General features: G+C 57.2%; 20 protein-coding genes and 2 pseudogenes. 15 read left to right on the top strand and 7 right to left on the bottom strand.

Translation table 11 applies throughout. From position 1 onward, the window contains the following. Positions 1-899: 899 nt before the first annotated feature. From NCT05_RS11090 to NCT05_RS11115, 6 genes are all read left to right on the top strand, one after another. Complete coding sequence (locus NCT05_RS11090) at positions 900-1,904, top strand: SMODS domain-containing nucleotidyltransferase (RefSeq protein ID WP_250502258.1); 1,005 nt, start codon at positions 900-902, stop codon at positions 1,902-1,904. Positions 1,905-2,332: 428 nt separating this feature from the next. Continuing rightward, a complete protein-coding gene (locus tag NCT05_RS11095) occupies positions 2,333-3,637 on the top strand; it encodes a HesA/MoeB/ThiF family protein (protein WP_250502259.1) in 1,305 nt (434 codons plus the stop codon). Then, on the top strand, positions 3,631-4,092 hold the full coding sequence (locus tag NCT05_RS11100) for a Mov34/MPN/PAD-1 family protein (protein WP_250502260.1): 462 nt from the start codon (positions 3,631-3,633) through the stop codon (positions 4,090-4,092). Before NCT05_RS11095 ends, NCT05_RS11100 begins: the two co-directional genes overlap by 7 nt. 2 nt (positions 4,093-4,094) lie before the next feature. After that, positions 4,095-5,498 carry a CD-NTase-associated endodeoxyribonuclease Cap4 gene (gene cap4, locus NCT05_RS11105; RefSeq protein WP_250502261.1) on the top strand — a complete coding sequence of 468 codons (1,404 nt, stop codon included), beginning with the start codon at positions 4,095-4,097 and terminating at the stop codon, positions 5,496-5,498. Positions 5,499-5,606: 108 nt separating this feature from the next. Further along, positions 5,607-8,345 carry a KAP family P-loop NTPase fold protein gene (locus NCT05_RS11110; RefSeq protein ID WP_250502262.1) on the top strand — a complete coding sequence of 913 codons (2,739 nt, stop codon included), beginning with the start codon at positions 5,607-5,609 and terminating at the stop codon, positions 8,343-8,345. 69 nt (positions 8,346-8,414) lie between these two features. Continuing rightward, positions 8,415-9,056, top strand: coding sequence for a hypothetical protein (locus NCT05_RS11115; protein ID WP_250502263.1), 642 nt, complete (start codon positions 8,415-8,417; stop codon positions 9,054-9,056). Positions 9,057-9,490: 434 nt separating this feature from the next. On the opposite strand, the gene NCT05_RS36755 is transcribed toward NCT05_RS11115, so the two are convergent. Further along, complete coding sequence (locus NCT05_RS36755) at positions 9,491-10,513, bottom strand: H-NS family nucleoid-associated regulatory protein (RefSeq protein ID WP_284507510.1); 1,023 nt, start codon at positions 10,511-10,513, stop codon at positions 9,491-9,493. 196 nt (positions 10,514-10,709) lie between these two features. Then, the gene (locus NCT05_RS11135; protein WP_250502264.1) at positions 10,710-11,288 is read right to left on the bottom strand and encodes a hypothetical protein; all 579 of its coding nucleotides are present in this window, start codon (positions 11,286-11,288) and stop codon (positions 10,710-10,712) included. A 48-nt stretch (positions 11,289-11,336) separates the two neighbouring features. On the opposite strand from NCT05_RS11135, the gene NCT05_RS11140 reads away from it, so the two are divergent. Continuing rightward, positions 11,337-13,226 carry a copper-translocating P-type ATPase gene (locus tag NCT05_RS11140; RefSeq protein WP_250502265.1) on the top strand — a complete coding sequence of 630 codons (1,890 nt, stop codon included), beginning with the start codon at positions 11,337-11,339 and terminating at the stop codon, positions 13,224-13,226. Between the two features lie 524 nt (positions 13,227-13,750). Further along, positions 13,751-14,431, top strand: a pseudogene (locus NCT05_RS11145) (porin); the annotation flags it as partial. On the opposite strand, the pseudogene NCT05_RS11150 reads toward NCT05_RS11145, so the two are convergent. Then, positions 14,430-14,546: pseudogene (locus tag NCT05_RS11150) on the bottom strand (EamA family transporter); the annotation flags it as partial. The pseudogenes NCT05_RS11145 and NCT05_RS11150 sit on opposite strands and share 2 nt — an antisense overlap. A gap of 80 nt (positions 14,547-14,626) precedes the next feature. Here NCT05_RS11150 and NCT05_RS11155 point away from each other — a divergent pair. Together NCT05_RS11155 and dmeF are read left to right on the top strand one after the other, a co-directional pair. Continuing rightward, positions 14,627-14,899 carry a metal/formaldehyde-sensitive transcriptional repressor gene (locus NCT05_RS11155; RefSeq protein ID WP_250502266.1) on the top strand — a complete coding sequence of 91 codons (273 nt, stop codon included), beginning with the start codon at positions 14,627-14,629 and terminating at the stop codon, positions 14,897-14,899. A gap of 14 nt (positions 14,900-14,913) precedes the next feature. Beyond that, on the top strand, positions 14,914-16,200 hold the full coding sequence (dmeF, locus tag NCT05_RS11160) for a CDF family Co(II)/Ni(II) efflux transporter DmeF (RefSeq protein ID WP_250502267.1): 1,287 nt from the start codon (positions 14,914-14,916) through the stop codon (positions 16,198-16,200). 149 nt (positions 16,201-16,349) lie between these two features. On the opposite strand, the gene NCT05_RS11165 is transcribed toward dmeF, so the two are convergent. From NCT05_RS11165 to ku, 4 genes are read right to left on the bottom strand one after another with little or no spacing between them, the layout of a single operon-like run. Then, positions 16,350-16,742, bottom strand: a complete 393-nt coding sequence (locus tag NCT05_RS11165; protein ID WP_250502268.1) for a hypothetical protein — start codon at positions 16,740-16,742, stop codon at positions 16,350-16,352. A gap of 22 nt (positions 16,743-16,764) precedes the next feature. Continuing rightward, complete coding sequence (locus tag NCT05_RS11170; protein WP_250502269.1) at positions 16,765-17,073, bottom strand: SDR family NAD(P)-dependent oxidoreductase; 309 nt, start codon at positions 17,071-17,073, stop codon at positions 16,765-16,767. A gap of 7 nt (positions 17,074-17,080) precedes the next feature. Continuing rightward, complete coding sequence (locus tag NCT05_RS11175) at positions 17,081-17,923, bottom strand: tetratricopeptide repeat protein (protein ID WP_250502270.1); 843 nt, start codon at positions 17,921-17,923, stop codon at positions 17,081-17,083. Then, positions 17,920-18,837 (bottom strand): non-homologous end joining protein Ku, encoded by a 918-nt coding sequence (ku, locus tag NCT05_RS11180; protein ID WP_250502271.1) that lies wholly within the window; start codon positions 18,835-18,837, stop codon positions 17,920-17,922. Before ku ends, NCT05_RS11175 begins: the two co-directional genes overlap by 4 nt. 198 nt (positions 18,838-19,035) lie before the next feature. On the opposite strand from ku, the gene NCT05_RS11185 reads away from it, so the two are divergent. From NCT05_RS11185 to NCT05_RS11205, 5 genes are all read left to right on the top strand, one after another. Continuing rightward, complete coding sequence (locus tag NCT05_RS11185; RefSeq protein ID WP_250502272.1) at positions 19,036-19,215, top strand: hypothetical protein; 180 nt, start codon at positions 19,036-19,038, stop codon at positions 19,213-19,215. Positions 19,216-19,297: 82 nt separating this feature from the next. After that, a complete protein-coding gene (gene ligD, locus NCT05_RS11190) occupies positions 19,298-21,808 on the top strand; it encodes a DNA ligase D (RefSeq protein ID WP_250502273.1) in 2,511 nt (836 codons plus the stop codon). A gap of 363 nt (positions 21,809-22,171) precedes the next feature. After that, entirely contained in the window at positions 22,172-22,678 is a 507-nt protein-coding gene (locus NCT05_RS11195) for a hypothetical protein (RefSeq protein WP_250502274.1), read from the top strand. Between the two features lie 605 nt (positions 22,679-23,283). Next, positions 23,284-24,267 (top strand): sensor domain-containing diguanylate cyclase, encoded by a 984-nt coding sequence (locus NCT05_RS11200; RefSeq protein ID WP_250502275.1) that lies wholly within the window; start codon positions 23,284-23,286, stop codon positions 24,265-24,267. A gap of 19 nt (positions 24,268-24,286) precedes the next feature. Further along, positions 24,287-24,817, top strand: coding sequence for a chemotaxis protein CheB (locus NCT05_RS11205; RefSeq protein ID WP_250502322.1), 531 nt, complete (start codon positions 24,287-24,289; stop codon positions 24,815-24,817). Positions 24,818-25,016: the final 199 nt, after the last annotated feature.

Here is a 25,016-nt window from a genome sequence, read left to right on the forward strand (position 1 = left end):
ATGGCGCCTCGCTGCTTGCTTTGCGCGGAGCGCAAAGCAAAAAGCCCAGCCGAAGGAAGACTGGGCTTTTGCCTGTGTGCAGGCCGTTTGGCCCGCCCTACACGACTCGAACCGTTATATAGAGTCGAAATGGGTCGCCACGGAGTGTGTGAGTGAGTGAAAAGCCAACAGGTCGGCGTCTGCATCGTGATTGACGAAATTCGCGAGATGCGACCAGTCGCGCGTTAGGCCTAGCTGGTCGCATATTTTCCATAACTGCAACGTGCGAGCCGACACGTATAGATATGCGTCGAAACGGCGCGGCGACGGTTGCAGTCTCCGCTTAACTTCTACGAGATGTCGTTCGAGTTAGCTAGCCCAGCGAATGCAGGCAACGGCAAGACGCTCCACGTTCACCTCTTTGCGAATGTAAGCTGTGAAATTAAGCAAAAGATGGCATCAAAAGATAAGTTGTCGTTTTTCAACCTAAACACCGGAGTTCCTAGAAATCACATTAAGCCGGTTAAGCCATCAGTTGTCGTTTCCGTACGCCCCCACTTAAAACCGAGGCTATCGCTCCCTTTTTTTGGGCCGGCCTGCCGACAGTGTCGTTAAAACGCAACACGGTAATTCTTAAGACGCGCACCGAGGAAGGTCTTAGACTACATGCGCCCTACGCCATCCGTTCTAGACTCGTCGCTCCGACGACAAGTATTAACGAAACCGACTCGCGTTACGCACTGAGAAGGACTGTCCGAGCGGACTGGTGCCATCCCGACCCGGCTACCATTTCCTCGCCAAAAACGTGCGCGCAAAGTCATAGCCCGGCGAAAAACACAACATCTTGTGCTTGACAGCGCAAACGACGGAATATATTGTGTTATGAACATTACAATTAACGTTCGGCATCGGGGGCGTCATTGGCCACTCAGCAGCAGTTCATTGATTTTCTATCGGAAATCGAACCTAGTACGTCCACCAAGTTCACGTGCTCATCGGCGCATTCGACTCTGCGCACCAGGCTCGCTGCAGAAGAGCGTTACCAGAGCATTCATCTAGAGACGTATCTTTCTGGCTCTTATGCTCGCAATACTGCCCTGCGACCACGCACGACCGAAGGGATTATTCGCCGGCCCGATGTCGACATTATTGTTGTCACCAATCACTCGACTTCCGACCAGCCGAGTACGGTCATCTCAACCCTTCGTCGCGCGCTCAAGCAGTGCGGATACGGCGACCTCGAATCCAATCGACGGTCGGTATGCGTATCGCTCGCCTCGGTCGAGATGGACGTTGTTCCCATCATTCCAGACCCGTGGCGCGACGGGTATTGGCTGATTGCTGACAAGCACGAGGAGCGTTGGCTCGAGACAAATCCGATGGGGCACAACAAATGGGCGCTCGATATCAATCGGCGCACTGATGGGACATTCAAGCCGCTGGTCAAACTGATTAAATGGTGGAAGCGCGAAAATCTTCCTCACCTTCGGCGCCCCAAAGGGTTCATCCTCGAGACTCTCGTGGCCGAACTCATGGATTCCAAAGAGCGAAGCTACGAAGAGTTGTTCTGCAAGCTTTTGGAGCGGGTGACCCAAGAGTACCAAGTACATGCAGCGATAGGCCAGGTTCCATGTCTGCGAGACCCGAGTGTCGATGGCAACGACGTCTTCTCCCGCGTGAGGCCGGAGGAGTTCAAGCGCTTCTACGACGTCGCGGCCACGCATGCCGTTTTGGCTCGACGCGCTCAGAGAGAAACCGACGAGGATAAAGCTCTCGCGTTGTGGCAACGCGTTTTCGGTGACCGGTTCCGGAAATCTGCAGCTAAGAGTTCGAGCCTGCTCCGGCCTGCAGCAGTCAACGTCGCGCCCTTGGTATTTCCTTCCCAGGCAATCGTGCCGCCTAATAAGCCAGCAGGATTTGCGTGATGCGCTTGCTCTTGGAAGAGCCGGTTCGCATGTTGGAAGAGACCCACGGACTGTATTCGCTCGCAGCGCGGTCAGCCTGGCTTACGAAACTTCAATGGGGCTTCACACAGGAGAAAGACGTTTGTGTCGATTTCGACATTACATTGGCCTCGACTGTCTACGAAGCGACCTTGGTCTATCCAGTGCTGTTCCCGCACGCCCCTGCCTGGGTAAGGCCACGGGATAAGAGCGAATCTTGGAGTGGCCACCAATACGTCGGTTCCGGTGCTCTGTGCCTTGAGTACGGCCCGGACAATTGGACCCCCGCGCTTACTGGCGTGGACCTTATCTCGAGCACATTTAAGCTCCTGTCATACGAGAAGCTGGGCCCTGCTCTTCAAGTCGAAACTCCATCTCGTCACGACTTCACAATTGGACAACGAGTACGATTGTCCCTGCAGCGGTTCGGCGTGACACCGCAACTGAGAGCATCGTTATTGACCGCATTCGACAATACGGTCACCCCAATTGCTGTATCTACGTCGCCTCGCCTCTCCGGTCTGGTGAGCTTCATCACTAAATTAGGTCCGAGCGATTCCCCCGACGTTCAAGCCCTTCCGACGGAACTCACAGATTCATTTGTTGGAGGCACTTTCACTCGGACCGGATTCGCGGTGCGTTGCGAGGATTGGACGCCGCTAAAAGCGCCTGTGACAAATCAAGCAGCAGTACGCGAGTTTCTGAAAGAAAGGAACCGGTGGCCCTGGAGTGACGACGATGACCGCTTCGCATTCGTTCTGCTGGTAGACGACAAATTTCGACTTCGACCAATCGCACTGGCAACTGGACAGGGAGCCACTGCCTATGAATATCAAGTGGTCGAACTCGAGACCACTAGCGACCTGCGCCAACCCGAGAGAAATCGGGCTCTAACGGGAAAACGGGTGGCTGTCATCGGGCTTGGCTCCGTCGGGAGCAAACTAGCGCTGACCCTTGCGCGCTCGGGTGTATCAAAGTTCCTCCTCATCGACGACGACATTCTCCAGCCAGGGAATTTGTCGCGCAACCAACTCGACTGGTTGTCCGTTGGCTTCGATAAAGTTGATGGGGTCCGTGGCGCGATTCGTCTCGTTCAACCTGATGCCGATGTCCAGACGCGAACCTTTAGATTTGCGGGACAAGAGAGCGCCAGCCTGAACAGTGCGGTTTTGGAACAGGTCGCGGCCTGCGACCTCGTTATTGACGCAACGGCTAATTCGAGCGTGTTCTCGTCATTGGCTGCGGTCTGCACTCGCCGCAGTGTTCCTCTGGTCTGGGGAGAACTATTCTCGGGCGGAATTGGCGCATTGATGGCGCGGAGCATTCCAGGCGTCGACGCCGAACCGTTGGCGGTTCGCGCGGCAATAAATGCATATCTATCGACACTTCCTGAAGCTCCGTTGAAGCACGCCCAAACTTATGACGCTGTACTGGCCAACGCAACTCTGGTCGCCGGAGATGCCGAGGTCAGTCAGCTTGCAGCATCAATGACTCAGTTTGCGATTGACGCGCTCGTCTTAGCTGACGAGCGACGTTTTCCGGTCGCAGCCTACCTGTTCGGTTATCAGGAAGCGTGGGTGTTTGAGGCTCCTTTCGATACACGGCCTATCACCTGCCCTTCGGCCACCGCGAGCACAGGTACCGAAGCCCAGAAGGATTTCAACACTGAGGCACTGACAAATCTGTTAGCTGTTTTTGGACCGCCTACATGCTGACCGTGAGCATCCCTCGAGACGTTCAAGGCACGCTCGTACGTGCTCTCAGTGCATCAGGAGCGAACGAGTGCGGAGGCATCCTGATGGCCGAGCACGTGGGGCCGGCTGAGTTCGTGGTCCGACGGCTCACGGTTCAGGGAGGCGGAAGGTTTGCGAGTTTCGTGAGGAGCGCCCGCTCCGCCTTGACCTCTCTTACAGAGTACTTCCGCCAGTCCGACTTTGACTACACGCGCTTCAACTACCTCGGTGAGTGGCATTCACACCCCAGCTTCTCGGTTCAACCGAGCAGCATCGACCACGCGTCGATGCGAGGAATCGTCACTGATGTGAACGTAGGCGCGAACTTCGTTGTATTGCTCATCTTCAGGCTCGCTGGCCGGAAAGCGTTAGAGGGAAGTGCACACACGTACTTACTCGATGGAACCATTACGCCTTCAACGCTGATTTTCGAATAAGTATGAAAACGCCTCTTTTCGAGCGCCAATCCGTTGGCGGAGTCATCGCGCGCGATGGATTCGAGTACCAGGACTCTTACCTCCTGCAGAAATTCCCCTTTCTCTTATCGCAATCCGCTTTCAGCCACGCGGTAAGCGAGGTGCTCGGCGATGTAGAGATACGCTACTTTCGACCGACCGGCGGCACGCTTTGCGAACTGTATGAAGCAAAAGGGTATCAACTTACGAAAGCCGCGTTTTGGGAAGAAATCGAGCGGTTTAAGCATCTCCACACCGAAGCGCCCGATGAGTACGTCCGATTCTCTCTAGTTTGTGATGATTTCAACAACGAGTTCGGTCCCTTGTTCAGGATGCTCGAGCGTTATCGAGGAGTCGGTCAGTCACTGAACGCTGATTCGAAGATTCGCCAGGGCGCAGTCGGGGAAGTCATCGCGGCTGTAGTAGCACTCGGACAGTCGCAGGCGACCGCGGAGTTCGTCCTCAACCGAGTGTCTTTCAGTAAGCACCGCAGTAGTGATGCAGATGGCGCATTCACAAGCAATCTCAACAGCGCGCTGCCCGTTCTTGGAGACATGCGAAGCCGCGAGATAGACGCGTTCCGGAAAAACTGCGCCAACCTCGTCAACACCTCCGCAAAACACACCGTCTATCGTGCAGATATCGAACACGCCCTACTTACTGCTGCTCCTAGCGAACGTTCTCAGTGGCTCAGCGTCGCAGCCGAGATTTCGCTTCAGTCTTGTCCGCCATGCACAATCTCGGAACTGTCTTTGGATGTGGGCGCCTTCAACGGCGAAAAGAGAGGTAGTCTGGGAATCGAGCAGTGGCACTCGCTGCAGACGCAACTAGAGGAGCTAAGCGGCTTTCTACACGCGAGTCGAGCCGGTAGAGCCATAGCGCTTTCGGCAAAACAGCGTATCTCGTTGGCATGCGTCATCGGACACACATTCTCGGCTACCCGCGGGCATACCTTGCGTATGACCCACAACGGTTCGACCTTCGACACCTCCGACCACGAACGGGTGAACGGACCATTCTTCCAGGTAACCGATATCACTGCGGCAGTACCGCATGACGAGGCAGTTGCTGCAATCAGCTTTCCATACTCTCAAGCCGACGACGTCAAACTTGCGACTGACGGGCTCGGACTCCGTGACCTGGCGCAACTTCATCTCGCCAGTAGCAAGGCAATCGAGAATATGAAAGACTTGAATACTGCGGTCCACGAGGCGAAGGCTGCCCTCTCTTCGTTCCGTTCGCGACATCGGCTAAAGCGACTGCACCTTTTTATCAAGGCGCCAGCTGTATTTGCGATGGCGCTTGGGCACAGGCTTAATGGTATCGGCACTATCCAACTGTACGATTGGATTGACCTTGCGTACAAGCCGACGGCCGAGCTGACCTAACTTGGCTAGCACGCACGCTTTGCATGCAAGTATCGTCAGCTAACTCGGCCCTCACAGCGGCGTTTGCGAAGCTCAACGGTTTCATTTTTCGAGCCACTTTGCGTAACCATGAACACACCTCGCAAGCCGGTGTTACTCGTCGACGAGCCGTCACCCACTGACCTACTCGGTGGGGCGCACGAACGAGTAGCGGCAACGATTGTCACCCTACTTCAAAATTCGCCAGGCGGCCAAACCATCCGGTTGGATGGGATGTGGGGTTCCGGAAAGTCCACCGTTGTTCGTATGGTTAGTGACGAACTTGAACGAATAAGCGGTGGCGGTAATTTCGCCGTTTTTACCTATGATGCATGGGTGCATACCGGTGACCCCTTGCGGCGAGCATTCCTATCGGCACTACTCGAGAAACTGAGACTACGTCATTGGCTGCGCGAACGGCCCGCTGAGGAGGAAAATTACTGGCAGCGCAAATTAGCTCAGCTCAGTCGCCGATTCAAAGTGACTTCAAAGCGAACGAAGCCACTCTTCTCCCCGACAGCAAAGCGTGTTCTGACGGGGCTTGTTGCCCTCGCTGTAGCGAGTCCTGCGTTAGCGGAGTTCACAAAGAAGCTCCTTGGCGACTTCAATCTCTTCGAACTTGCACTGGCAACCGTGGCAATCGGCAGTGCCACGTTTTGGGTATTGAACCGATTCACGGCCGAGACCTTCGGCTTCATTGTTCGTCGCTCAACCGACGAGGAACAAGTCGAAACACACGAAGACCCGGAACCCACTTCCGTCGAGTTTCAGCAGGCCTTCGGCGAACTCATGAGCGAAGTACTCGCCGATTCGTCTCGGCGCTTGCTCATCGTCGTTGACAATCTCGATAGAATCGACCGCAACGAAACTCAATCGATTTGGTCCCTGTTACGCTCGTTCCTCGACAATCCTCAGTTTGTCAACCGTCCGTGGTTCAGGCGAATCTGGGTGCTGGTGCCCGTTGCAGATGAGAAGCGTGTGCTTTTGACTTCACTCATCGATGCAGCGTCCGCGGGCGGCGGAAAAGACCCGAGCCCGTCCTTCCTCGAGAAGGTCTTCCAGATTCGGCTCGCCCTTCCGCCGCCGATGCTTCATTCCTGGAAGAACTATCTAAACGCGAAGCTTGTGGAGGCCTTCGGGGACGATTTGACCGGAGACTACGATGAAATACTTCGCCTCTATGACGAACTGAGGCCGCAAGAGTCTTTGACTCCCAGAGCGTTGGTGTCCTTTGTCAATGAGCTTGTCGTCATGAAGCTCGAGTGGAAAGAAGAAGCCACGCTCGCTAGCCTCGCAGCCTATCTCCTTTCAAAGGAAGTTATTTCCGAATCGAAGTACGCACCGTCGCCACGTGTTGCGGCAATCCTTCGAGAACCAAACTTGTCCGACACGTTTGCCATGCTCCATCATCGTGCCGGGAGCCGAGCCGAAGCCTCATACCTGTCTGTTCGCCCTCGACTTGATAAGGCGCTCGACGATGCAGATGCCGACGCGCTGGCAGCGCTTTTTGAAGAAAGCCCAGGGTTCGGGCACGTTCTTGACCGATATGTGCGACAAGAGCTGCCTGGGCTCGAGTCTCAACAAGAGCGACTCCTCCAAGCCGTGCGAGCGCTAGCACCCCTAGCAAGACATGATGGCTCGGACCGACCACCGAGAATTCAAGCTCGTGCGGCCGAGCAACTGCGACACACGTGTATTACGACCTTCCTTGCTGGGCCTGCACTGCGACTCGCAAATCCAAATATTCTGCCCGGGCTCGAGGCTTTGTTCTCCTTGATTAGCAACGAGCGTAAGGTTGCCGGAGCCGTGGTGTTGATGTTACGTCGACTCGCACTGAAGGCTGAGTCGAACGTCACCGTTGACCTCAAGGCCCAGTTTGCAACCGGATGGGATACATGGGCGGACGCACTGATTGCAGTTCTTTCGTTGCCCCCGGTCAAGGAGATAACTGAGGAACCGTTATTTGAGCGCATTTCTCTACCTCTCGAACCCGGTACGTGGGCAAGATTGTGTCATCGGGCACTCGAACAGAACTCGGTATGGATGCTGCACGCTTGCGAGCCAATGAGTGGCCCCATGGCGCAAGTCCAGTGGTTGGAAAACGAACTGAGAAGTCGAGCCCCTACTCCTGAAGAGCTATCGTTAATCAAGTTCCATATGGAGACAGGCGACCCTGAGTTTTTTGATGCTGCGGCCCGAGGGCTCGTCGCGGGGTACAGAGCCCCCGATTCCGATGGCGGTCGGGGCAAAAGCGCGATACGCTTATGTACAGGCATGGTCGGGCTATTGAAGCTGGACCGTTCGCGCTTAAGCATTTGTTTGAAGGACTCTTCCCGTGAAGTGCTCAGCGCATATGCATCGATGGAAGCAGAAAAAGATGTCGATTTCTGGCGCGCATCGCTTTTCTTCTTGATTGCTTATTTGAGCAAGACACAACCCAGCCTCAGCTTTCCACATGGTAATGATGCAGAGTTGGATGACTCTGCTATCAAAGGTCAAAGCCTGTTCAAGATGTTGATTGACGGAAAAATTGGACTCAACTCAAATCAATTCAAAACGTACGTCGATGCGCTAGTCGAGCTTGACCTATTTTCCGTGCTGCCCATGCTGACAGAAAACAATCTCCGCAGCGGTTTTGTAGCGAACCTACTCTCCGAGCTCCCTGAGAGTGAGCACTTCATTCAACTCTTCGCTACCGATGGGACGCCAGCGGCGGCAGCTAGCAACTTCGCAAAGAAGTTCGTGTCGGAAGAAGGTCGCGAGCAATTCACTCGCCGACTCATGGCGCGGATAGGACCCACGAAGCAAGAGTCAAATCAGCCAGAATGACCATACTCTACTGCGAAGCGGAATGCGTACTGGGGCGACTCTGCGTCACAGCCTCTCAACCCTTTCGGAATGGTACAAGCCGTGCTTGATAGTCTGCCTGCAGTGGTCGGAGATATCTTCAGTTGTTTATCAGTTCCGGGCGGCGGTGCCGCCGGAGAAGCGCTAAAGGCGCTGTTTAAAAAGCGCGCCGATAGCGCTCGAGAAATCATGCTGGCTGAACTTTCTCGCGGCAAGGTTCGGTTCAGCGAGACCGATGCTGAAGAGGCGGTCGCAATTGTCTATCGCTATCTTCGAGCAGCACAGGAAGGGGCGGGACGAGTCAATCTGCGCTTGCTCGCGCAAGTGCTTTCTGGACAAGCGCACCTTGGGCTAATTAAGGCGGATGACTTTCTGTACTATGCCGACCTCCTTTCGCCCTTGCGTCGAGATGAGATTCTCGTTGCGGGCAGCATTCTCCACCACTGGGAAGTCGCCATTGACCAGAAAGACGACTCAATAGAGCGGAAGAGAACTGCGACCACAAAAGCGCGCGAAGCTCTCATCCCAAGCGTCTTCGGCGACGCAGCGGAGTTTCAAGCAGTAGCAGACGGCCTACGACGAACTGGCTTCTTCAGTATCCAGGCAACCGCCGGTGGCGGCGACTTGCTTGGACCATCTCCCGTGCTGCTCCGGTTGGCACGCATGGTTGATTTTGAAGCGGCTGTGGCATAAAGGTTACGAAGGTCTTCGACTTTAGCCGCGACCTGCGACGCGGTGCCCGTAATCTATGCGGGCGGATTCCGGCAACAAGAGCAATGTCTCCGCTGCATGCGCAAGCGAAGCGGTAGGGAAAGATGGAAACCCGCTCGCCGGTGCTGCCAAGACGTCGTTCTTGAAGAAGTGCGAGGCTGATGCCGGCAAGTAATCCCGAGCCAGAAGAAGGCTGGCTTGAGGACCGCCAATGCGGCTTTGGACCCCGTCAGCCTTCTTCGCCGCTTCTGCGTTTTCGCTAGTCGCTTTCGCCGCTCTCCGCGGTCCAATCGGAAGACGGCGTCGCTAACGAGCCCATTCCGTGAGCTATTGTCGAGTTCTCTGCCCCTGGCCTAGCGGTGATAGTCCACGATTACTCTGCAGACTGCCATCGGCAGGATTTAAGTCAATCGCCTTCACGCGCCAAGAGAACCGGCCTGCACATCGCTCGCGTTCGCCGGAAGCATCGTCGCCGAATCTGCCGCATTCTCCGCTGTAACGTTGCCACCCGACTTCTTTGTCGCGACCTGCTTGACGACAGCTTTCTTGCCCGCGACTTTCGGTGCCTTCTTAGGTACGGTTGTCGACTTATTTGCATTAGCGCTCTTGCCTGCAGAAGTCTTCGCAGACGTCGCCGACGCCTTCTTCGCAGCGCCCTTCTTTGCCGATACCGTCGCGGTCGTTTTCTTCGCGGTTGCTCTCTTCGCCGCGACTGCCTTCGGTGCACTTTCCTTGCCATCAGCGGCCGTGGCCGCAGCGCCGTCAATCAGGAACTTCGTCCTGTCCTTTGCGCTTGCGAGCCATCCCGGCGCTTTTCCGCGACCGCTCCATTCCGCACCGCTTTTTGGGTCCCGGTATTTTGCGGGTTGCGGCCCGCGAACGTAGTTGCCTACGGCCTTCGCCGAACTTTTATCTACAGCGGGCGCGCTCGTCGCATTGCCATCAATTAGAAACCGGTCGCGATTTTTCGCAGTCGCCATCCATCCCGGCGCTTTTCCACGACCACTCCACGTCGCCCCGGACTTCGGGTCGCGGTACAGCGCGGGCTGCGGACCACGAGGGTAATTGCCGACACCCTTCAGCGACGTTTTGGCGGCAGTCGAAGCGCCCGCCGCACTGCCATCAATAAGAAACTTGTCGCGATTCTTTGCGCTCGCAATCCAGCCCGGCGCGCGGCCATGTCCGCTCCATGTCGCTCCCGACTTTGGGTCCCAATATCTCGCCTTCGACGCTTGCGCGACCGAAGCTGACTTCATCGCCATCTTGCTGCCACGCTTCTTGCCACCAAACGCGGAGCCGAGGTCATCCATTGTTATCCCGTGCTCCGCCATCAGAGCATGAATGTCGGCAATGACGTTCGCCGATTTCTTCTTGGTGATTGCCTCCGCTTCAGCTTGAAGTTTCGCAATCTTCGCCTGAATGGACTGCAGCGTAGCCATGACTTTCCCCTTTCGTGATTGCAATCAGCGCACTATGCCATATGGGCATTGAGCAATGCGAGTCCTCGGCCTAGAGCGATGCTCTAATGAAGCGCGAAGAGTAGTTTTTTGGACAACAACACTCATCGCGAAATTGCTTGTAAGCCACCGAAGCAATTAAGGGTTTGCCTCATTCAGGCGATACGACCTTATTGCCTCAGGTCAACGTCGCAAGCAGCTTCATGAAGTTTCTCTTGGCACCATATGCGCTTCGAATCACCTCAAGCTCTTTCGCAAACTCAACCGGCTCGCCGAGCTCTATTCTCAGACTCCGAATCTTGCGCACGATACTGAACGCTTCCTCGTAGCGAGCCTTTCTCGTGCCCTGCTCCGCTGCAATTGGCAGCAAACGGTGGTAGAGGGCGATTGCATCGCGGGGATGAGTCTTCGCTCGGATTGATGCCATCGTTGCCCACATATTGGTGGCGACCGCACCACCGGCGAATGCCTGCCAAGCTTTTTCGTAATCTTTGGAGGTGAGGAAGATTTCGACGATGGTGGTGCGCGACGTCGGGTGGTACCACGTCGACTTATTGGCGGCAGCCGAAGCTTCCTCCTTCTTCACCAGCGCCCAGAGAAGGGCAAATGCTCGCTCGCGCGCTAGGTCAGCGCTGTTGGTCGCTCGGCCAAGCTCCATAAGCGCACCGAACGCCTCGGCGTCCGGCCGCTGCTCGAAACGCAACCAAGCATATAAATTCGCTTCAACCGACTCATCCCGGCGCAAATACTCCTGCACGCAGAAGTCGAGTAGGCGCCGGTCCGGGTCTTTGAAGGTGGCGAGTCCTTGCCGAGCCCTTCGACGCTGAGTTGGTTTGAGTTCGTGCTCTCAACGCCCGTCGTGTTGTGGGCGGGGTTTCCATTCTTCGAGCGCTGTGTTCAGTCATTCCTCAATCGCAGCCCGAACATGTGGACGCTCATAGGCTTAGGAACTGGGGCGGCCTATATCTACAGTGTGATTGCTGTCGTGGCACCAGGCGTGTTTCCTGCGACCTTCGTCGCACACGGTCGTGTCGAGGTCTACTTTGAGGCCGCGGCTGTCATCATATCGCTCACGCTGCTGGGGCAACTGCTGGAGTTAAGGGCGCGTTCGCAAACATCAGCTGCCATCAAGGCGCTTTTGGGCTTGGCCCCAAAGACAGCCAGAAGAATCAATGCAGACGGAACCGAAGAGGATGTCCCGCTGACACACGTCCATGTCGGAGACCTTTTGCGCGTGCGGCCGGGTGAAAAGGTGCCGGTGGATGGTGTCGTCACGGACGGAACCAGCTCACTCGATGAGTCGATGATTACTGGCGAACCGATTCCTGTTTCCAAGAGGCCCGGAGACCGTGTAATTGGCGCCACTATGAACGCCGCGGGTACCTTGGTTATCAGGTCAGAAAAGGTCGGTTCGCAAACAGTATTGGCGCAAATCGTCCAGATGGTCGCGCAAGCTCAGCGCTCTCGCGCGCCTATGCAACGGATGGCAGACCAAGTCGCGGGTGTATTCGTCGTAGCCGTCGTTGGCGTCGCTGTCCTGACGTTCGTTGTATGGGGCTTGCTCGGACCTCAACCAAGCTGGGTATTTGGTCTCATCAATGCAGTCGCCGTGCTCATCATTGCATGCCCATGCGCGCTCGGACTCGCAACACCGATGTCTATCATGGTTGCAAGCGGTAAGGCAGCTACGAACGGAGTGCTCTTTCGGGATGCCGCGGCTATTGAGAACCTGCGTAAGGTCAACGCGCTTATCGTTGATAAGACCGGCACGCTCACGGAGGGACATCCAGCGTTTCAACGCTGTGTCGGCGTCAACGGCTTCTCGGAGCAAGAGGTTCTTCGTCTTGCAGCAAGCCTTGACCAAGGTAGCGAACACCCGCTCGCCGCAACAATCGTGGCTGCAGCGCGCGAGCAGGGCCTGACGCTCGAAAGAGTTGAAGAATTTGAGTCCAGCACGGGTATCGGCGTGCGAGGAATTGTAGGCGGCCGCAATCTTGCCCTAGGCAATACCGCGCTGATGCAAGCAGAGGGCATTGACGCTGGACTGATAGCAAATGACGCCGACTCGCTAAGGGCTCAAGGCGCAAGCGTCATGTACTTGGCCGTTGACGCGAAGCTGGCTGGCCTTCTGGCCGTGTCGGACCCGATAAAGGCGACGACGCCAGAGGCGTTGGCTCGCCTTGCTGATGACGGCATTCACGTGGTGATGGCAACTGGCGACGGTGTCGTGACTGCCAAGGCCGTAGCTAGCAAACTGGGCATTGACGAGTTTTACGGTGAGGTCAAGCCCGCCGACAAGCTTGCGCTCGTCACTCGGTTCCAGGAAGCGGGCAAAGTGGTCGCGATGGCCGGCGATGGTATCAACGACGCGCCAGCACTCGCCAAGGCGGACGTCGGAGTCGCGATGGGCACGGGAACCGACGTCGCAATGAGCAGCGCGCAGGTTACCTTGGTCAAGGGTGATTTGCGCGGCATCGCCCGAGCTCGAGAGCTGTCTGAGAGCACGGTCAAGAACATGAAGCAAAACCTTGGCTTCGCGTTCGTCTACAACGCATTGGGGATTCCACTGGCGGCAGGCGTGCTTTACCCGTTCACGGGCCTACTACTATCGCCGATGATTGCGGCGCTCGCTATGAGCCTCAGTTCAGCCTCCGTCATAACCAACGCTCTGCGGTTGCGGAACGCGAAGGTTTAGTAACGTCATCTCATGGTTAAAGGGCGATGTCACCCTGTAGGCGACAGCGCCCTGCCCGCAACGCGCCGACGGTCGCTAGTGAACAAGTGCGGCATCCGCCCGAGAGAGTCGAGGCACGAAGCGCGGCGTTCGAGCAGTGTAATCGAGCCACGGCCTTTCCGAACTCTTTCTCGGAATCCCGTTCCTCATGACGTGCGAGCTGCACGTACGTGACGACGAGTATCGGAAACATGACCAACGTGACTAATGTTGGCCATTGCAGAAGGAAGCCTGCCATGATGATGACGAACGCAACGTACTGCGGGTGGCGGATGTGGCATTCGGCCCCGTTGTAGCCAGCTGACCGCTGCCGGCGCCGTGTAGAGCGCGTGCAAGGCTTTCGAGAGGAGGTAGAAGCCGCCGAAGATAAGGGCAATGCTCGCCAGGTGAGGAACCCCTAGATGAGGGTTTCCCTGTCGTCCTGTCAACATCCACCATAGGTGACCGGCGTCGTGCGAGAAGAGGACTCGCAGACGTCGACAGAGAACCAGTCAACCCAAGTGAAGTTTGGCGGAGCGCTTATGGGCTCCCGGTGGGGAGTAAGAGGCACAGAAGACCTTGGTTCTGGACTGTCAGCAATTTTCCAGTTGGAGAATGGGTATAACCCCGGTACCGGCGCCCTTGGCCAAGGAGGCCGGATGGTCGGGCGCTCTGCGACAGTGGGTCTATCTAGTCGCCTTGGAACCATCAAACTCGGGCGAACGTATGACCCGGTCACCGACCTTGTAGAGCCGCTGACTGAAGACAACTTCTTCAGTGGACTGTTCGCCACGCCTGGTGACGTAGACAACTACGACAATGACCTGCGGGTCAGCAACGCGCTCAAGTACATCAGCCCGGTGATGTATGGCGTTCAAATCGAAGCGCTCTACGCGTTCGGAGGGGTAGCGGGGAGCACCGCGTCCGGGCAGACATACTCGGCGGCAATCAGCTATACGAGTGGACCGCTCGGCGCAGCAGTTGGCTATCTCCACGCGGACGGCGGCAACACTCTCACCAATGGCATCCGCACGTGGACGAGCAGTTCGGATTCGCTTTTCTTCTCCGCAATAAACCAAGGCTTTGCTTCTGCCAGTTCGATTGACACCATGCACGCGGGAGTGCAGTACGTTCTCGGGCAGTTCACTTTCGGCGTAGGCTATAGCCACAGTCAGTACAACCGTGACCCGCGACCAGGAACGGCGACAGCGTCCCGAGCAGCATCTTCGCGAGCGGAGTTGTGGCGCCAAAAAGCGCGGCGGCAAGCAGCGCCGTGAACGCGGCGTTTAGTCGTACGTGCATGAACGCATCCTGTACATCGCTAAAGAGTGAAAGCTCAGCATGTTAGTATACCCCCCTAGACTATACGAGGGGGACCCGCAGTGAGTCATACCGTCCGCGAAAAGCAGAAGTTGCTTAACCGAGTCCGTCGTATCAAAGGACAGATAGAGGCCATCGAACGCGCGCTTGAGGAGGAGCGCGGTTGTATGGACGTGCTTCAGCAGATTACGAGTTGCCGGGGAGCGATGAATGGGCTGGTGGCGGTAGTCCTTGAGGACCACATTCGAACTCATTTAGTCGACGCGGAGCATGAAGGCGAGCACGGCAGTGGCACGGAACAGTTAATCGAAGTGGTCCACAGCTACTTCAAGTAAGAGCAGGTTTCGAAATGAGTAACTGGAAAGACGCGGAATTTGGCGCGGGGCACGACCACATCTTCCTCGGGGCAGCCCATGAGGAAAACGAGCGCAGAACCTGGATGGTGATTGCGCTGTGCAGCGCCATGATGGTGGCAGAAATCGTCGGGGGCAGCCTCTTTGGGTCGCTGGCGCTCGTCGCTGATGGGCTGCATATGTCGACGCATGCGGGTGCGATGCTGATTGCCGCGCTGGCCTACACATACGCACGCAAGCACGCGACTGATTCGCGCTTTGTTTTTGGGACGGGCAAGCTGGGCGACCTCGCGGGGTTCACGAGCGCCATCGTGCTTGCGATGATTGCACTGCTGATTGCGTACGAAGCTGTTTCGCGCTTCTTTTCACCCGTACCCATTCACTTCGATGAAGCGATTCCTATCGCCGTTGTCGGCCTGCTGGTCAACCTTGCCAGTGTCTGGTTGTTGAGCGGCGACCATCACGGCCATAGTCATGGGCACAGCCATGGACACGGACATGTACATGGGTCCGGCGACGACCGTGCTCATGAAGATGAGTCGAAACATATCTTCGCCGGCGGCGCTTTCGCTGTTTCCATCTTCGAAGATGGCGTACCGCCGGTGTTCCGTATCACTCCTGAAACCGGAAAATCGAAGCTAACGCCGGACACGGTTTCGGCCACGACGATTCGTCCAGGCGGTTCTCGTCAGACATATTCGTTTGCTGACCGGGGCGAATATCTCGAATCAGAAGAAGAGATTCCCGAACCTCATGCTTTCACGGTACTCGTCCGACTTCCAGACGGCGAGCACGAAGTCGAATTCGTAGAACACGAGCATGGTCACGGCGAAGCATTGGCTACTTCCATGCGTGACCACAACATCCGGTCGGCATACGTTCACGTCATCGCGGACGCAGCCGTTTCGGTGCTGGCGATTATCGGTCTCCTGCTTGCCCGCGCGTTTGGCTGGGTTTGGATGGACCCGCTTGCCGGTGTTATCGGCGCACTCGTAATCGCAAATTGGTCGTGGGGCCTGATGCGCGATACAGGTGGCATTCTGCTCGACATGAACCCCGACCGGCGGCTTGCCGAAAGCGTGCGTCACGTAATTGAAGACGGTGGTGATACGGTGCTGGACCTGCATGTATGGCGTGTCGGCCCGGGACACATGAGTGCTGTCGTGTCGGTTGCCACCAATGAGGTGGAGCGCAGTCCGAGCTTCTATCACTCCGCTCTGAAGCGCTTCAAGGGACTGTCGCACATTACAGTCGAAGTCAACCGGGTCGGCGCGCTAGCCTGAAGGGGAAAGTCCGGAGCGTTGGCGGACCTCTTGAACAGAGCGCGGCTCGAACGACTGCTGCAAGGCTTAGACGCGAACCAGCGGCACGAGATTTCACGCAGCTTCTGGGAGTTTCGGGGCTGCGACGGAACGGATTGGCCCTTTCGCAACTACTTCGCCGCCAACAAATATGTCTCACAGCGGTGGTAGATTTCGCGGGTCGTTGCAGACGAGAAGTCCAGCCGCAGATTGCTGTCGAAAATAGAAGCTAAGGCATTGCCGCTCAGCGTGAGACCGGTCTCGGCTTCGATGACCTTCGCAATCGATAGCGCTCGACTTGTTAGCATGACCCTGTTCACGAAGTCTTCATCACGCTGCAATGCCTTCGACCAGTAAATTGACGACTCCACGGTATTCTCTGTCGACATCCACTCACCGGTCGCGTATTTAGTCGCAAGGTGCGAGATGACGAGAAAGGTCAGCAGTTCTGTCTGCGCTCGCAAATCGCCGCTAACGGAAAATGTCATATCGGTGTGCAGGACGGCGTGGTCATGATGATGCATTTTAGGACGCGTGAGCCTGAGTTCAAGTCTTTGCTAAACCTTGAATCTGCAGCGCGCGGAACGTTGCCTCGAGCGTCCGGGACACCAACGCAGCGCACGCGCTCGTGTCGAGAAGGTCCACTGACAGCGGAATCGCCGCGGTGCCCAACTGCTTGCAAACGGTTGTGAGTGCTGCTTCATCGCGGTCCGCCAGCACCACACGCGCTCCACCGGCAACAAGCATCTGAGAAATCGCCAGGCCGATTCCCGACGCGGCTCCCGTCACCGGCGCCACCTTGCTTTGCAACTGCGTACCCGTGGATGCTCCCTGTTCAATGGCTTTCGAATGCACCAGTCCATTAGCTGCTCAGTCTTCGGTAGGCGTTGAGGTGCCTGATTAGCCCACGTCGGTCACCGCGCTTTTCCAACAACATCGCGAGGTTGTGGTGGGCATCGGCGTAATCGGGGTTCAGGGCGAGGCACCGCTCGTAGCTCGCGCGGGCCTCTTCGAGGCGCCCCATCGTGTCGAGCGCCACCGCTCGATTGAAGTGCAGAATTGCGTCGTTCGGAAAGTGCCGTAGTGCTTCGTCAAATACCTCGAGCGCCTTGCCGCATTGATGCTCTTGCTCGCATAGCAGAGCCCCCAAATCGACGTACGCCGCGTAGAACGGTTCTGGCGCCAGTTCGATGGCGCGCCGATAGTGGCGCTCGGCGGCATCCGCGTCGGTCTTTACCAATTGTTCGGCCAGCTCGTAGCGCTCCTGGGCTTGAGCTGCCGCAACGCTCTTGCGCTCGGGTGATGCATCTAGCAGGACGACATCGCCTTTAACTTCCGCCACTTCAAAGTCCAGCAGCATCTGCCCCGTGATTGCATCCCAGCGTGAGGGACCGGTCTTGACGACAATCGCGTCGCCCTCGGCGGCGACACGAATCCCAGACAGCGGGAGTTCATCCGGGAGCTCGCGCTTGAGTCGCGCAAGCGCTTCTCGCAGTTTCCGTGGAGTTGTCTTCGCCGTCCGTAGTTGCAGTGCTGTGCGCAACAAGACGACGTCCTGGAACGTGAAGCGCAGCGCGTTACGCGGTCCGCGGGTGGGCGTGACCAGCCCGAGGTCAATGAGCCCGTCAACAACGCGCCGCGAAACGCCAAGCATCGATTGAAGCTTGGCGAGCGAGACGTGATGCGATACGTCGCGCTTGCTCACTTGCGGGCACGCACCTTCACTGGAGCCTCGGTGGCGACCTTCGGCGCTCGGGCGGCAGGCTTACGCGTTTTCGGAACCACTGGCTCTTCAACCGCCTTCAATGCGGGTTTGCGCTTTTCAGACGGTTTGGCTTTCTCGCCGCTCTTTGCCAGACTTGCACGCAACGCCTCCATCAGGTCGATGACCTCGCCAGTCGGCGCAGCTTCGCCGCCTGCAGGCGCAACAATCTGTTTGCCTCCAATCTTCCGGTCGATTGCTGCGAGAATGCGCTTCTTCTCTTCGTCCTCATATGCGGATGCGTCGTAATTGTCTTCGGCACCCTGTTCGATTATTTGCACGGCGAGCTTCAACTCGGCGTCAGAGACCGCCACGTGCTCGATGTCCAGGTCCTTCAACGAGCGGACTTCATCTGCGAAGAGCAACTGCTGAAACACCATGCCATCGTCAGTCGGGCGTATCTGGACAATTCGCGTCTTTCCTTTGTAGGACCATTTCGCCAGCGCGCATCGACCAGTCTCAGCAAGCGCCCGTTGTAAGAGGCTGTATGGCTTTCCGCCTCGCTTGTCCGGCGCAATAAAATAAGCTTTGTCGTAGAACAAAGGGTCCACCGCCTTCTCCGGAACGAAAGAGACGATTTCGACAACGTGACTTGCGCCTTCTTCCAGTGCCTTCAACTCCTCGCCGGTGAAGACGACGTATCGGTCCTTTTCAAACTGGTATCCCTTTTGCATCGAAGCTCGCTCGACGACCTTTCCCGTGGTCTCTGAGACATACTGCTGCTTCACGCGCGACCCATCTGGCGCCAGCATATTGAACCGGACTTCCGACGAGCTCTCGGTGGCAGAGTAGAGCCGAACCGGAATGGAGACCAATCCGAAGGATAGAGAAAGCGACGCGATTGAGCGAGCTGCCATGGGCTTCTCCTAGCCGGCTGTTGGAGTTTGCCGGACGAAAAGGACGCAACCGTCGGGCACGGCCGCCGGGGCGCCGTGGACAGAATAGCACCGCCCGCGCCGAGACATCCGCGGCGCGGCCACAGCCGCACCGCTAGGGCGCCACCAAATGTCGGCATATCGCTTGCTTTCCCTGTCGTGAAAGATACCGGAGGGAACATGGCTACGAAGATGAGAGAGCAGAACCCGAGCAACGAGAAGTCCGAGGACCTTATCGATGAGTCGGTCGAGGAGACTTTCCCGGCAAGCGACCCGCCCGCCACCGGCGGTATTACACGCATCGAGACAGACGACGACAAAGAGGCCGGCGACGGCTCCGAGCGCAACGATGCTGCGTGAGCGATGGCTCGTCAGCGCGGGTTCCGGCGCTTTCGCGAAAGGCGTGCGACCGGCTCGCACGTCGCCTTCCTGACCGCCCAACATGGTTTCGCCTCATGACACGAAGTCCCCGCCGCTTTCACGCTACCGAAAGAAGCGCGACTTCAGTATCACTCCCGAGCCGTCGGCATCTACCGCTCAAACGGCCGGCGGTGCAGGCAGCCTGAGTTTTGTCATCCAGAAACACTGGGCGAGCCGTCTGCACTACGACTTCCGACTCGAACTGGGTGGCGTACTGCTATCGTGGGCCGTTCCCAAAGGTCCTTGCTATGACCCCAGCAGAAAGCAGATGGCCGTGCACGTCGAGGACCATCCTATCGACTACGCCGGTTTCGAAGGCACGATTCCGCCAAAGCAGTACGGCGCCGGTACGGTGATTGTGTGGGACCGGGGAACATGGGAGCCGGTAGGCGACGCGGTCAAGGGCGTGGGCGCGGGCAAGCTCGTGTTCCGCCTGCATGGCGAAAAGCTCGCCGGCTTATGGGAGTTAGTGCGCATCTCAAAGCCCGACGACAAACAAGACCAGTGGATGCTCTTCAAAAAGCGCGACGAATGGGCGCGCCCGCTCAATGAATACGACGTCATCAAAGCACTTCCTGACAGCGTCATCACAAATCCGCTCGGGCTCGTCGAAGAACGTGAGCCGAGAGCAGCGAAACGTTCACGGGCGACAAAGCAAGAGGCTGACTTCTCCGCTGCGCAAGACGCACCTTTACCTGCGAAGCTTGAGCCGCAGCTCGCAACGCTTGCCAACACTCTTCCCGCGACCGGCGATTGGGTGACCGAGACAAAGCTGGACGGCTATCGGCTGCTTGCTCGTATAGACGGAAAGCGAGTCAAGCTGTTCACTCGAAACGGTCACGACTGGACGGCGAAGTTTCCGACGCTCAAAGCGGAAATACAAAAGGTAGCTGTCTCGAGTGCCTGGCTCGACGGCGAGATTGTCGTCTTGAAGGACGGCATTCCCAGTTTCTCGGCACTCCAAGATGCAATCGGCGGAGCGACCAATGCCGACATCGTCTACTTTCTCTTTGACCTGATGTATCTGGAAGGACAAGACCTGAGAAAGGTGCCGTTGTGGGCGAGGCGCGCTCGGCTAGCGTCTCTTCTCGAAGGCAGCGGCGAGCACCTTATCTTCAGCCAAGACTTCGACGCTCCGCCCGTCCGGGTTTTCGAGGCCGCAGCTGGGCTCGGTCTCGAGGGTCTCGTGCTGAAGCGCAGAGATGCGCCGTATCAATCGGGTCGCACCGAAACGTGGCTGAAAGCGAAAGCGCGTTTGCGCCAAGAGTTCGTCATCTGCGGCATGACCGGTCGTGGCGGCAACGCTGGCGAGGTAGGCAGCCTCCTGCTCGGCTATTACGCCGGAAAGAAGCTCCATGACGCAGGAAGCGTCGGAACGGGCTGGAATTCCAAGACTGCGCGAGAACTATGGCAGCAACTAGCACCGCTTCAAGTGGGTGAAGCGCCGTTCGACACGCCAGTGAAAAAGCCCGGACGATGGTCAAGACGCGCGGCCGGAAGTGAGCTGTGGGTGAAGCCGACCATGGTCGCTGAAGTTGAGTTCGCAGAATGGACCGCGGAGGGAGTTGTTCGACAGGCTTCCTTTCGAGGACTACGAATCGATAAGCCTGCCGGCAGCGTCGTCCGGGAGGGAGGGAAAACCGAGCTTCCCACGCCACCTGCCGAGCTCAAAATCACGCACCCCGAGCGGGTGATTGACGCATCAGCAGGAGTCGTGAAGGCCGACCTTGTTCGATACTACGCGAGCGTCGCCGAGTGGATGCTGCCACACCTGAAGGACCGCCCGGTTGCGCTGGTTCGTGCACCGGAAGGTGTGTCCGGCCAGCTCTTCTTTCAGAAGCATGCAGAGCGAACCGCGATGCCTGGTCTAGCGGCTCACGACCGCGACCTATGGCCAGGGCACCCGCCACTGCTGACCGTCGATACTCCGGACGCTTTGTTGGCGGCTGCTCAAATGAACTGCGTCGAGTTCCACACATGGAATTCGGTAGTCTCCCGTCTCGACAAGCCTGACAGAGTCATCTTCGACCTGGACCCCGGCGACGGAGTCAAATGGGCCATCGTGCAGGAGGCTGCGCTCCTCGTGCGCACACTGCTATCGGAGCTTGGATTGAAGGCGTGGTTGAAGACGAGCGGCGGCAACGGCTTACATCTTGTGGTGCCCCTAACGCCGCGTGCAGATTATGCGACCGTGAAGGCGTTCTCTCAGGCGTTCGTGCGGCATCTAGCGAAGACGATTCCGGAGCGGTTCTCCGCGGTCTCGGGACCGGCAAACCGGATTGGGAAGGTCTTTGTCGACTACTTGCGCAACGGCAAGGCACAGACGACCGCAGCGGCGTTCTCCGCACGCGCCCGTGCAGGAATGGGCGTCTCGATGCCGGTCGCATGGGAACAGCTCGCGGACCTGAAAGGCGGTGCCCAATGGAACGTTCAAACGGCGCGTGAGTATCTAAGTTTCCATTCCGAGGACCCGTGGAGGGACTTCTGGTCCACTCGCCAATCGGTGACCTCAGCGATGGAACGCCTGCCGTGAACAACCGCTGCACCTTTCCCGGCGGTTCCGAGTTCGAACTGTTGGGCGGAGCGCCGATTGGCGACGCTCAATAATGCGCTAAGCGGTTGCGATGCCTTCGGCTCAACGAAAGCGACGCCTGTATGCTGCAAGCAGTACCTGCGTATCTTCACAAGTAAGAGCAGTGACTACGAAGATGGCCTGTAGTCACTGATGAGCGATTCGAGATACTAGAACTTTCAATCCGAAAGCTCTATAACCTTAATCATTACCCTGGCGACGGTCGACTGCAGCTAGCGGCAATGGCACCGCTAAAATCCTAGCGTTCTGCAACGCTTCTACCGTTCAAAACCAACATTAGGCATTCCGCCTTGGAGGTACGAAATGAACAAGCGTATCCGTTGTCCGACTATGACCCTCCTTGCAGCTACCGCAACTCTTCTGACCGTCAGTAGCAGCTTCTCACAAACGATTCCAAAGCAAGGCCCAATTGACGTTACCTTTACCGCGGTCGGACGCGACGTGAAGGAGATTCCTGTTGGCAGTGAGAATGCCGTGTACCTCTTCGAGGCGACGATGACGTTCACAAATAACGCCAAGACTCCTCTCATGCAAAACGTCACAGCGCGTTGCGCCGAAGCCGGTTTCAGCGCTGGAGGGGCGAATGGTTTCTGCGTTTTCGCAGACAAAGATGGCGACAACTTCGTCGAGACGTTCAGTCATGCAGCCGGCACAATTGCCGGAAAGGCGACACTGGGCTCCGGAACCGGCAAGTACAAGGGAATCAAGGGAGAGCTTGACTGGCAGCAGGTTCTGCAACTCCCTGCCGAGAAAGGCTCATTCAACTTCGTCGGAAAGAAGACGGGCAGCTATCGCATTACGGCTGATTGAGCAACGCTTAGCGAAGCCAAGTTCCATTTAAGGGCCGAATGGCTCACGCTCGCTGGCGCTCTGGCAGTTTGCGCCAAGCGGCGTTTCGCTTCGAAGGCATATCGATTCCGACGTGAGTTCGCTATTCGTATTCGGGCTTAACCAATCGTTGTTGACGCGGAGAATGTCGTTAGCGAAGTGTTTTTGCTAAGAAAGATAGGTAAACGCAGTCGTGGTGCGCGGATTTCTTTGGCCATTGCGCTCGCGCTCGGCGGTTTCCAGCCACGACCTATGTCCTAGTTTCCGAGAGCGACTCTCGTGGCTCTCGCGTACCGTGACCGGATGTCCCTCAAGCCCCGCCCTAAAGGCGCGTTGCTTATCCCTCGCGCGTCAGTGAGCATTCGCAGAATCGGGGCATTGTTCAGCCAAGCCGGCAGCCCGATTAGTAACGTGCCCATAGGCGCCAGCAAAGCACTCTCCAAGAGCGGCTCGCCGATTTCACGTGGTTCGCGCATCTACCGTCGCACTCTTTATCTCGAAGCGGCGAACGCCTGGGCCCGAATCTTGCTTCAAGCGGACCCAAAGAATATCGAAATCGGTCCGCCTCCAGCCGCAAGCGGAATGCAATGAACTCGAAATTCTCGGTCTCGGACTTGCAAGCTGACGAACACGCGATGACTGTCGCATTCGCATTGCTGCGCGCCCTTTCTACAGGCGATGCGTTTGTCGGCATGTATGACGAGAACGACTACCTTCGTTTCGCAAACGCGGCGTTTCGTCAAGCCTTCGGAATTGCCGTCGGCCAAGTCGTCACCTTCTCCGACATCATTGTCAGCGCAGGTTGCGGCGCCAATGCGCTGCGGGTCGACGCAAGCGACCGCGTCGCCTTCATTGCGGATACTCAAACGCGGCGTCGCGCCAACGTACAGTCTGCAAGGCAGCGGTCTTTTCCGGTCGACTTCATCGATGACCGTTGGTTTTGGTGCACCGAGACCTTGCTTCCGGACGGATGGATAATCCTGACGGGCTCCGAGATTACATCACTCAAAAGGACGGAGAAACTGCTCTCCCTCGAGCGCGACCAGGCCCTCATGCTCAGTGGACTCGACGAGCTTACTGGGGTGCCGAACCGTCGTTTCACGCTAGCGCGATTGGACGCACTCTTACGGGCTCAGTCAACTGAAGGCGGGCGTGTTTGTGTCGCCCTCGTCGACCTTGACTACTTTAAGTCAATCAACGACACCTTCGGCCATGCGACAGGTGACACCGCTCTTCGTCACTTTTCGCAGCATTGCGTCGCTTTTCTTTCGAACCAAACGCTCATTGGTCGTCTTGGCGGTGAAGAGTTCCTTGTTATCTTTCAGAACAAAACCTACGGCGAGGCAAAGGACGCACTCGACAAGCTTCGTCACTCCATCCCGGCGGTCTCGTCACGGCTACCGGCGCACGTGAGCATCGACGTTACCTTCTCGGCGGGCGTGGCGCGCGCCGCTTATGGCGAGACTCGCGAAGATTTGCTCGCACGAGCGGACAGGGCGCTGTATGCAGCCAAACAGAGAGGTCGAAATCGTGTCGAGATTGATGAACTGCTCGCGAGTGGCAGTCGTTGAACCTCGATAGGCCTTCGTGATGACCATTGCCGGGGAACGCATGCCTGTCTCAGCAACGCCGTGGTACGTAGCAATCGGTGCGTCGGGTCCACAAGGCCTGCAGGACATCATCAATCTTTTAATAGACATGCCACCCACCAGTAACGCAGCCTTCATGGTCGTGCTGCATCGGTCGAGCGAACAGTCTAGTCAGCTGCGACAGGTACTTCAGCGGCAGATTGCGCTACCAATCAAGATTGCGTCGGACGCAAAACGTCTGCTTCAGGGGGTTTGCTACATCGGAGACCCTGCCGAACATTTGACGCTTGCCGCACAAGGGCGCGCGGAAATGGTCGCAGGGCAACAACACCTCTATCGGAATCGAACCATCGACTTACTTTTTGAGTCAGTCGCGACGTTTGCGAAGCGGCAAGCAATCGGCATCGTTCTCTCAGGCGGGCTCGACGACGGCGCGCGAGGCTTGGCTGCGATTCATAAAGCCGGAGGTGTAACGATGGTGTTAAAGCCCGATTCGCGAATACGGGGCATGCAGCGGAATGCCATGGACTAGGATGGGCCTATTGATTTCGTCGGAACTTCCGACGAAATCGCTCGCGAGGTTCTGAAGCAAACAGACTCTTCTTTCGACGGCCCACTGCCCGGCAATTTCTGACACGGGCAACGACCACCGTTCTGCATGACTTGAGCAACGCTTCGAAACGCGACCCGGGTAGGTGGGGGGCACACCTTTCTCAACAATCGGCCCAACG

The organism is Caballeronia sp. AZ7_KS35, assembly GCF_023631045.1.
Taxonomy (GTDB): Bacteria; Pseudomonadota; Gammaproteobacteria; order Burkholderiales; family Burkholderiaceae; genus Caballeronia; species Caballeronia zhejiangensis.

Coding starts and splice junctions, on each gene's coding strand:
- NCT05_RS11100 (WP_250502260.1), top strand. CDS start 3,631: ATGCTGACCGTGAGCATCCCTCGAGACGTTCAAGGCACGCTCGTACGT.
- cap4 (WP_250502261.1), top strand. CDS start 4,095: ATGAAAACGCCTCTTTTCGAGCGCCAATCCGTTGGCGGAGTCATCGCG.
- NCT05_RS11110 (WP_250502262.1), top strand. CDS start 5,607: ATGAACACACCTCGCAAGCCGGTGTTACTCGTCGACGAGCCGTCACCC.
- NCT05_RS11115 (WP_250502263.1), top strand. CDS start 8,415: ATGGTACAAGCCGTGCTTGATAGTCTGCCTGCAGTGGTCGGAGATATC.
- NCT05_RS36755 (WP_284507510.1), bottom strand. CDS start 10,513: ATGGCTACGCTGCAGTCCATTCAGGCGAAGATTGCGAAACTTCAAGCT.
- dmeF (WP_250502267.1), top strand. CDS start 14,914: ATGAGTAACTGGAAAGACGCGGAATTTGGCGCGGGGCACGACCACATC.
- NCT05_RS11165 (WP_250502268.1), bottom strand. CDS start 16,742: ATGCATCATCATGACCACGCCGTCCTGCACACCGATATGACATTTTCC.
- ku (WP_250502271.1), bottom strand. CDS start 18,837: ATGGCAGCTCGCTCAATCGCGTCGCTTTCTCTATCCTTCGGATTGGTC.
- NCT05_RS11185 (WP_250502272.1), top strand. CDS start 19,036: ATGGCTACGAAGATGAGAGAGCAGAACCCGAGCAACGAGAAGTCCGAG.
- ligD (WP_250502273.1), top strand. CDS start 19,298: ATGGTTTCGCCTCATGACACGAAGTCCCCGCCGCTTTCACGCTACCGA.
- NCT05_RS11195 (WP_250502274.1), top strand. CDS start 22,172: ATGAACAAGCGTATCCGTTGTCCGACTATGACCCTCCTTGCAGCTACC.
- NCT05_RS11200 (WP_250502275.1), top strand. CDS start 23,284: ATGAACTCGAAATTCTCGGTCTCGGACTTGCAAGCTGACGAACACGCG.
- NCT05_RS11205 (WP_250502322.1), top strand. CDS start 24,287: ATGACCATTGCCGGGGAACGCATGCCTGTCTCAGCAACGCCGTGGTAC.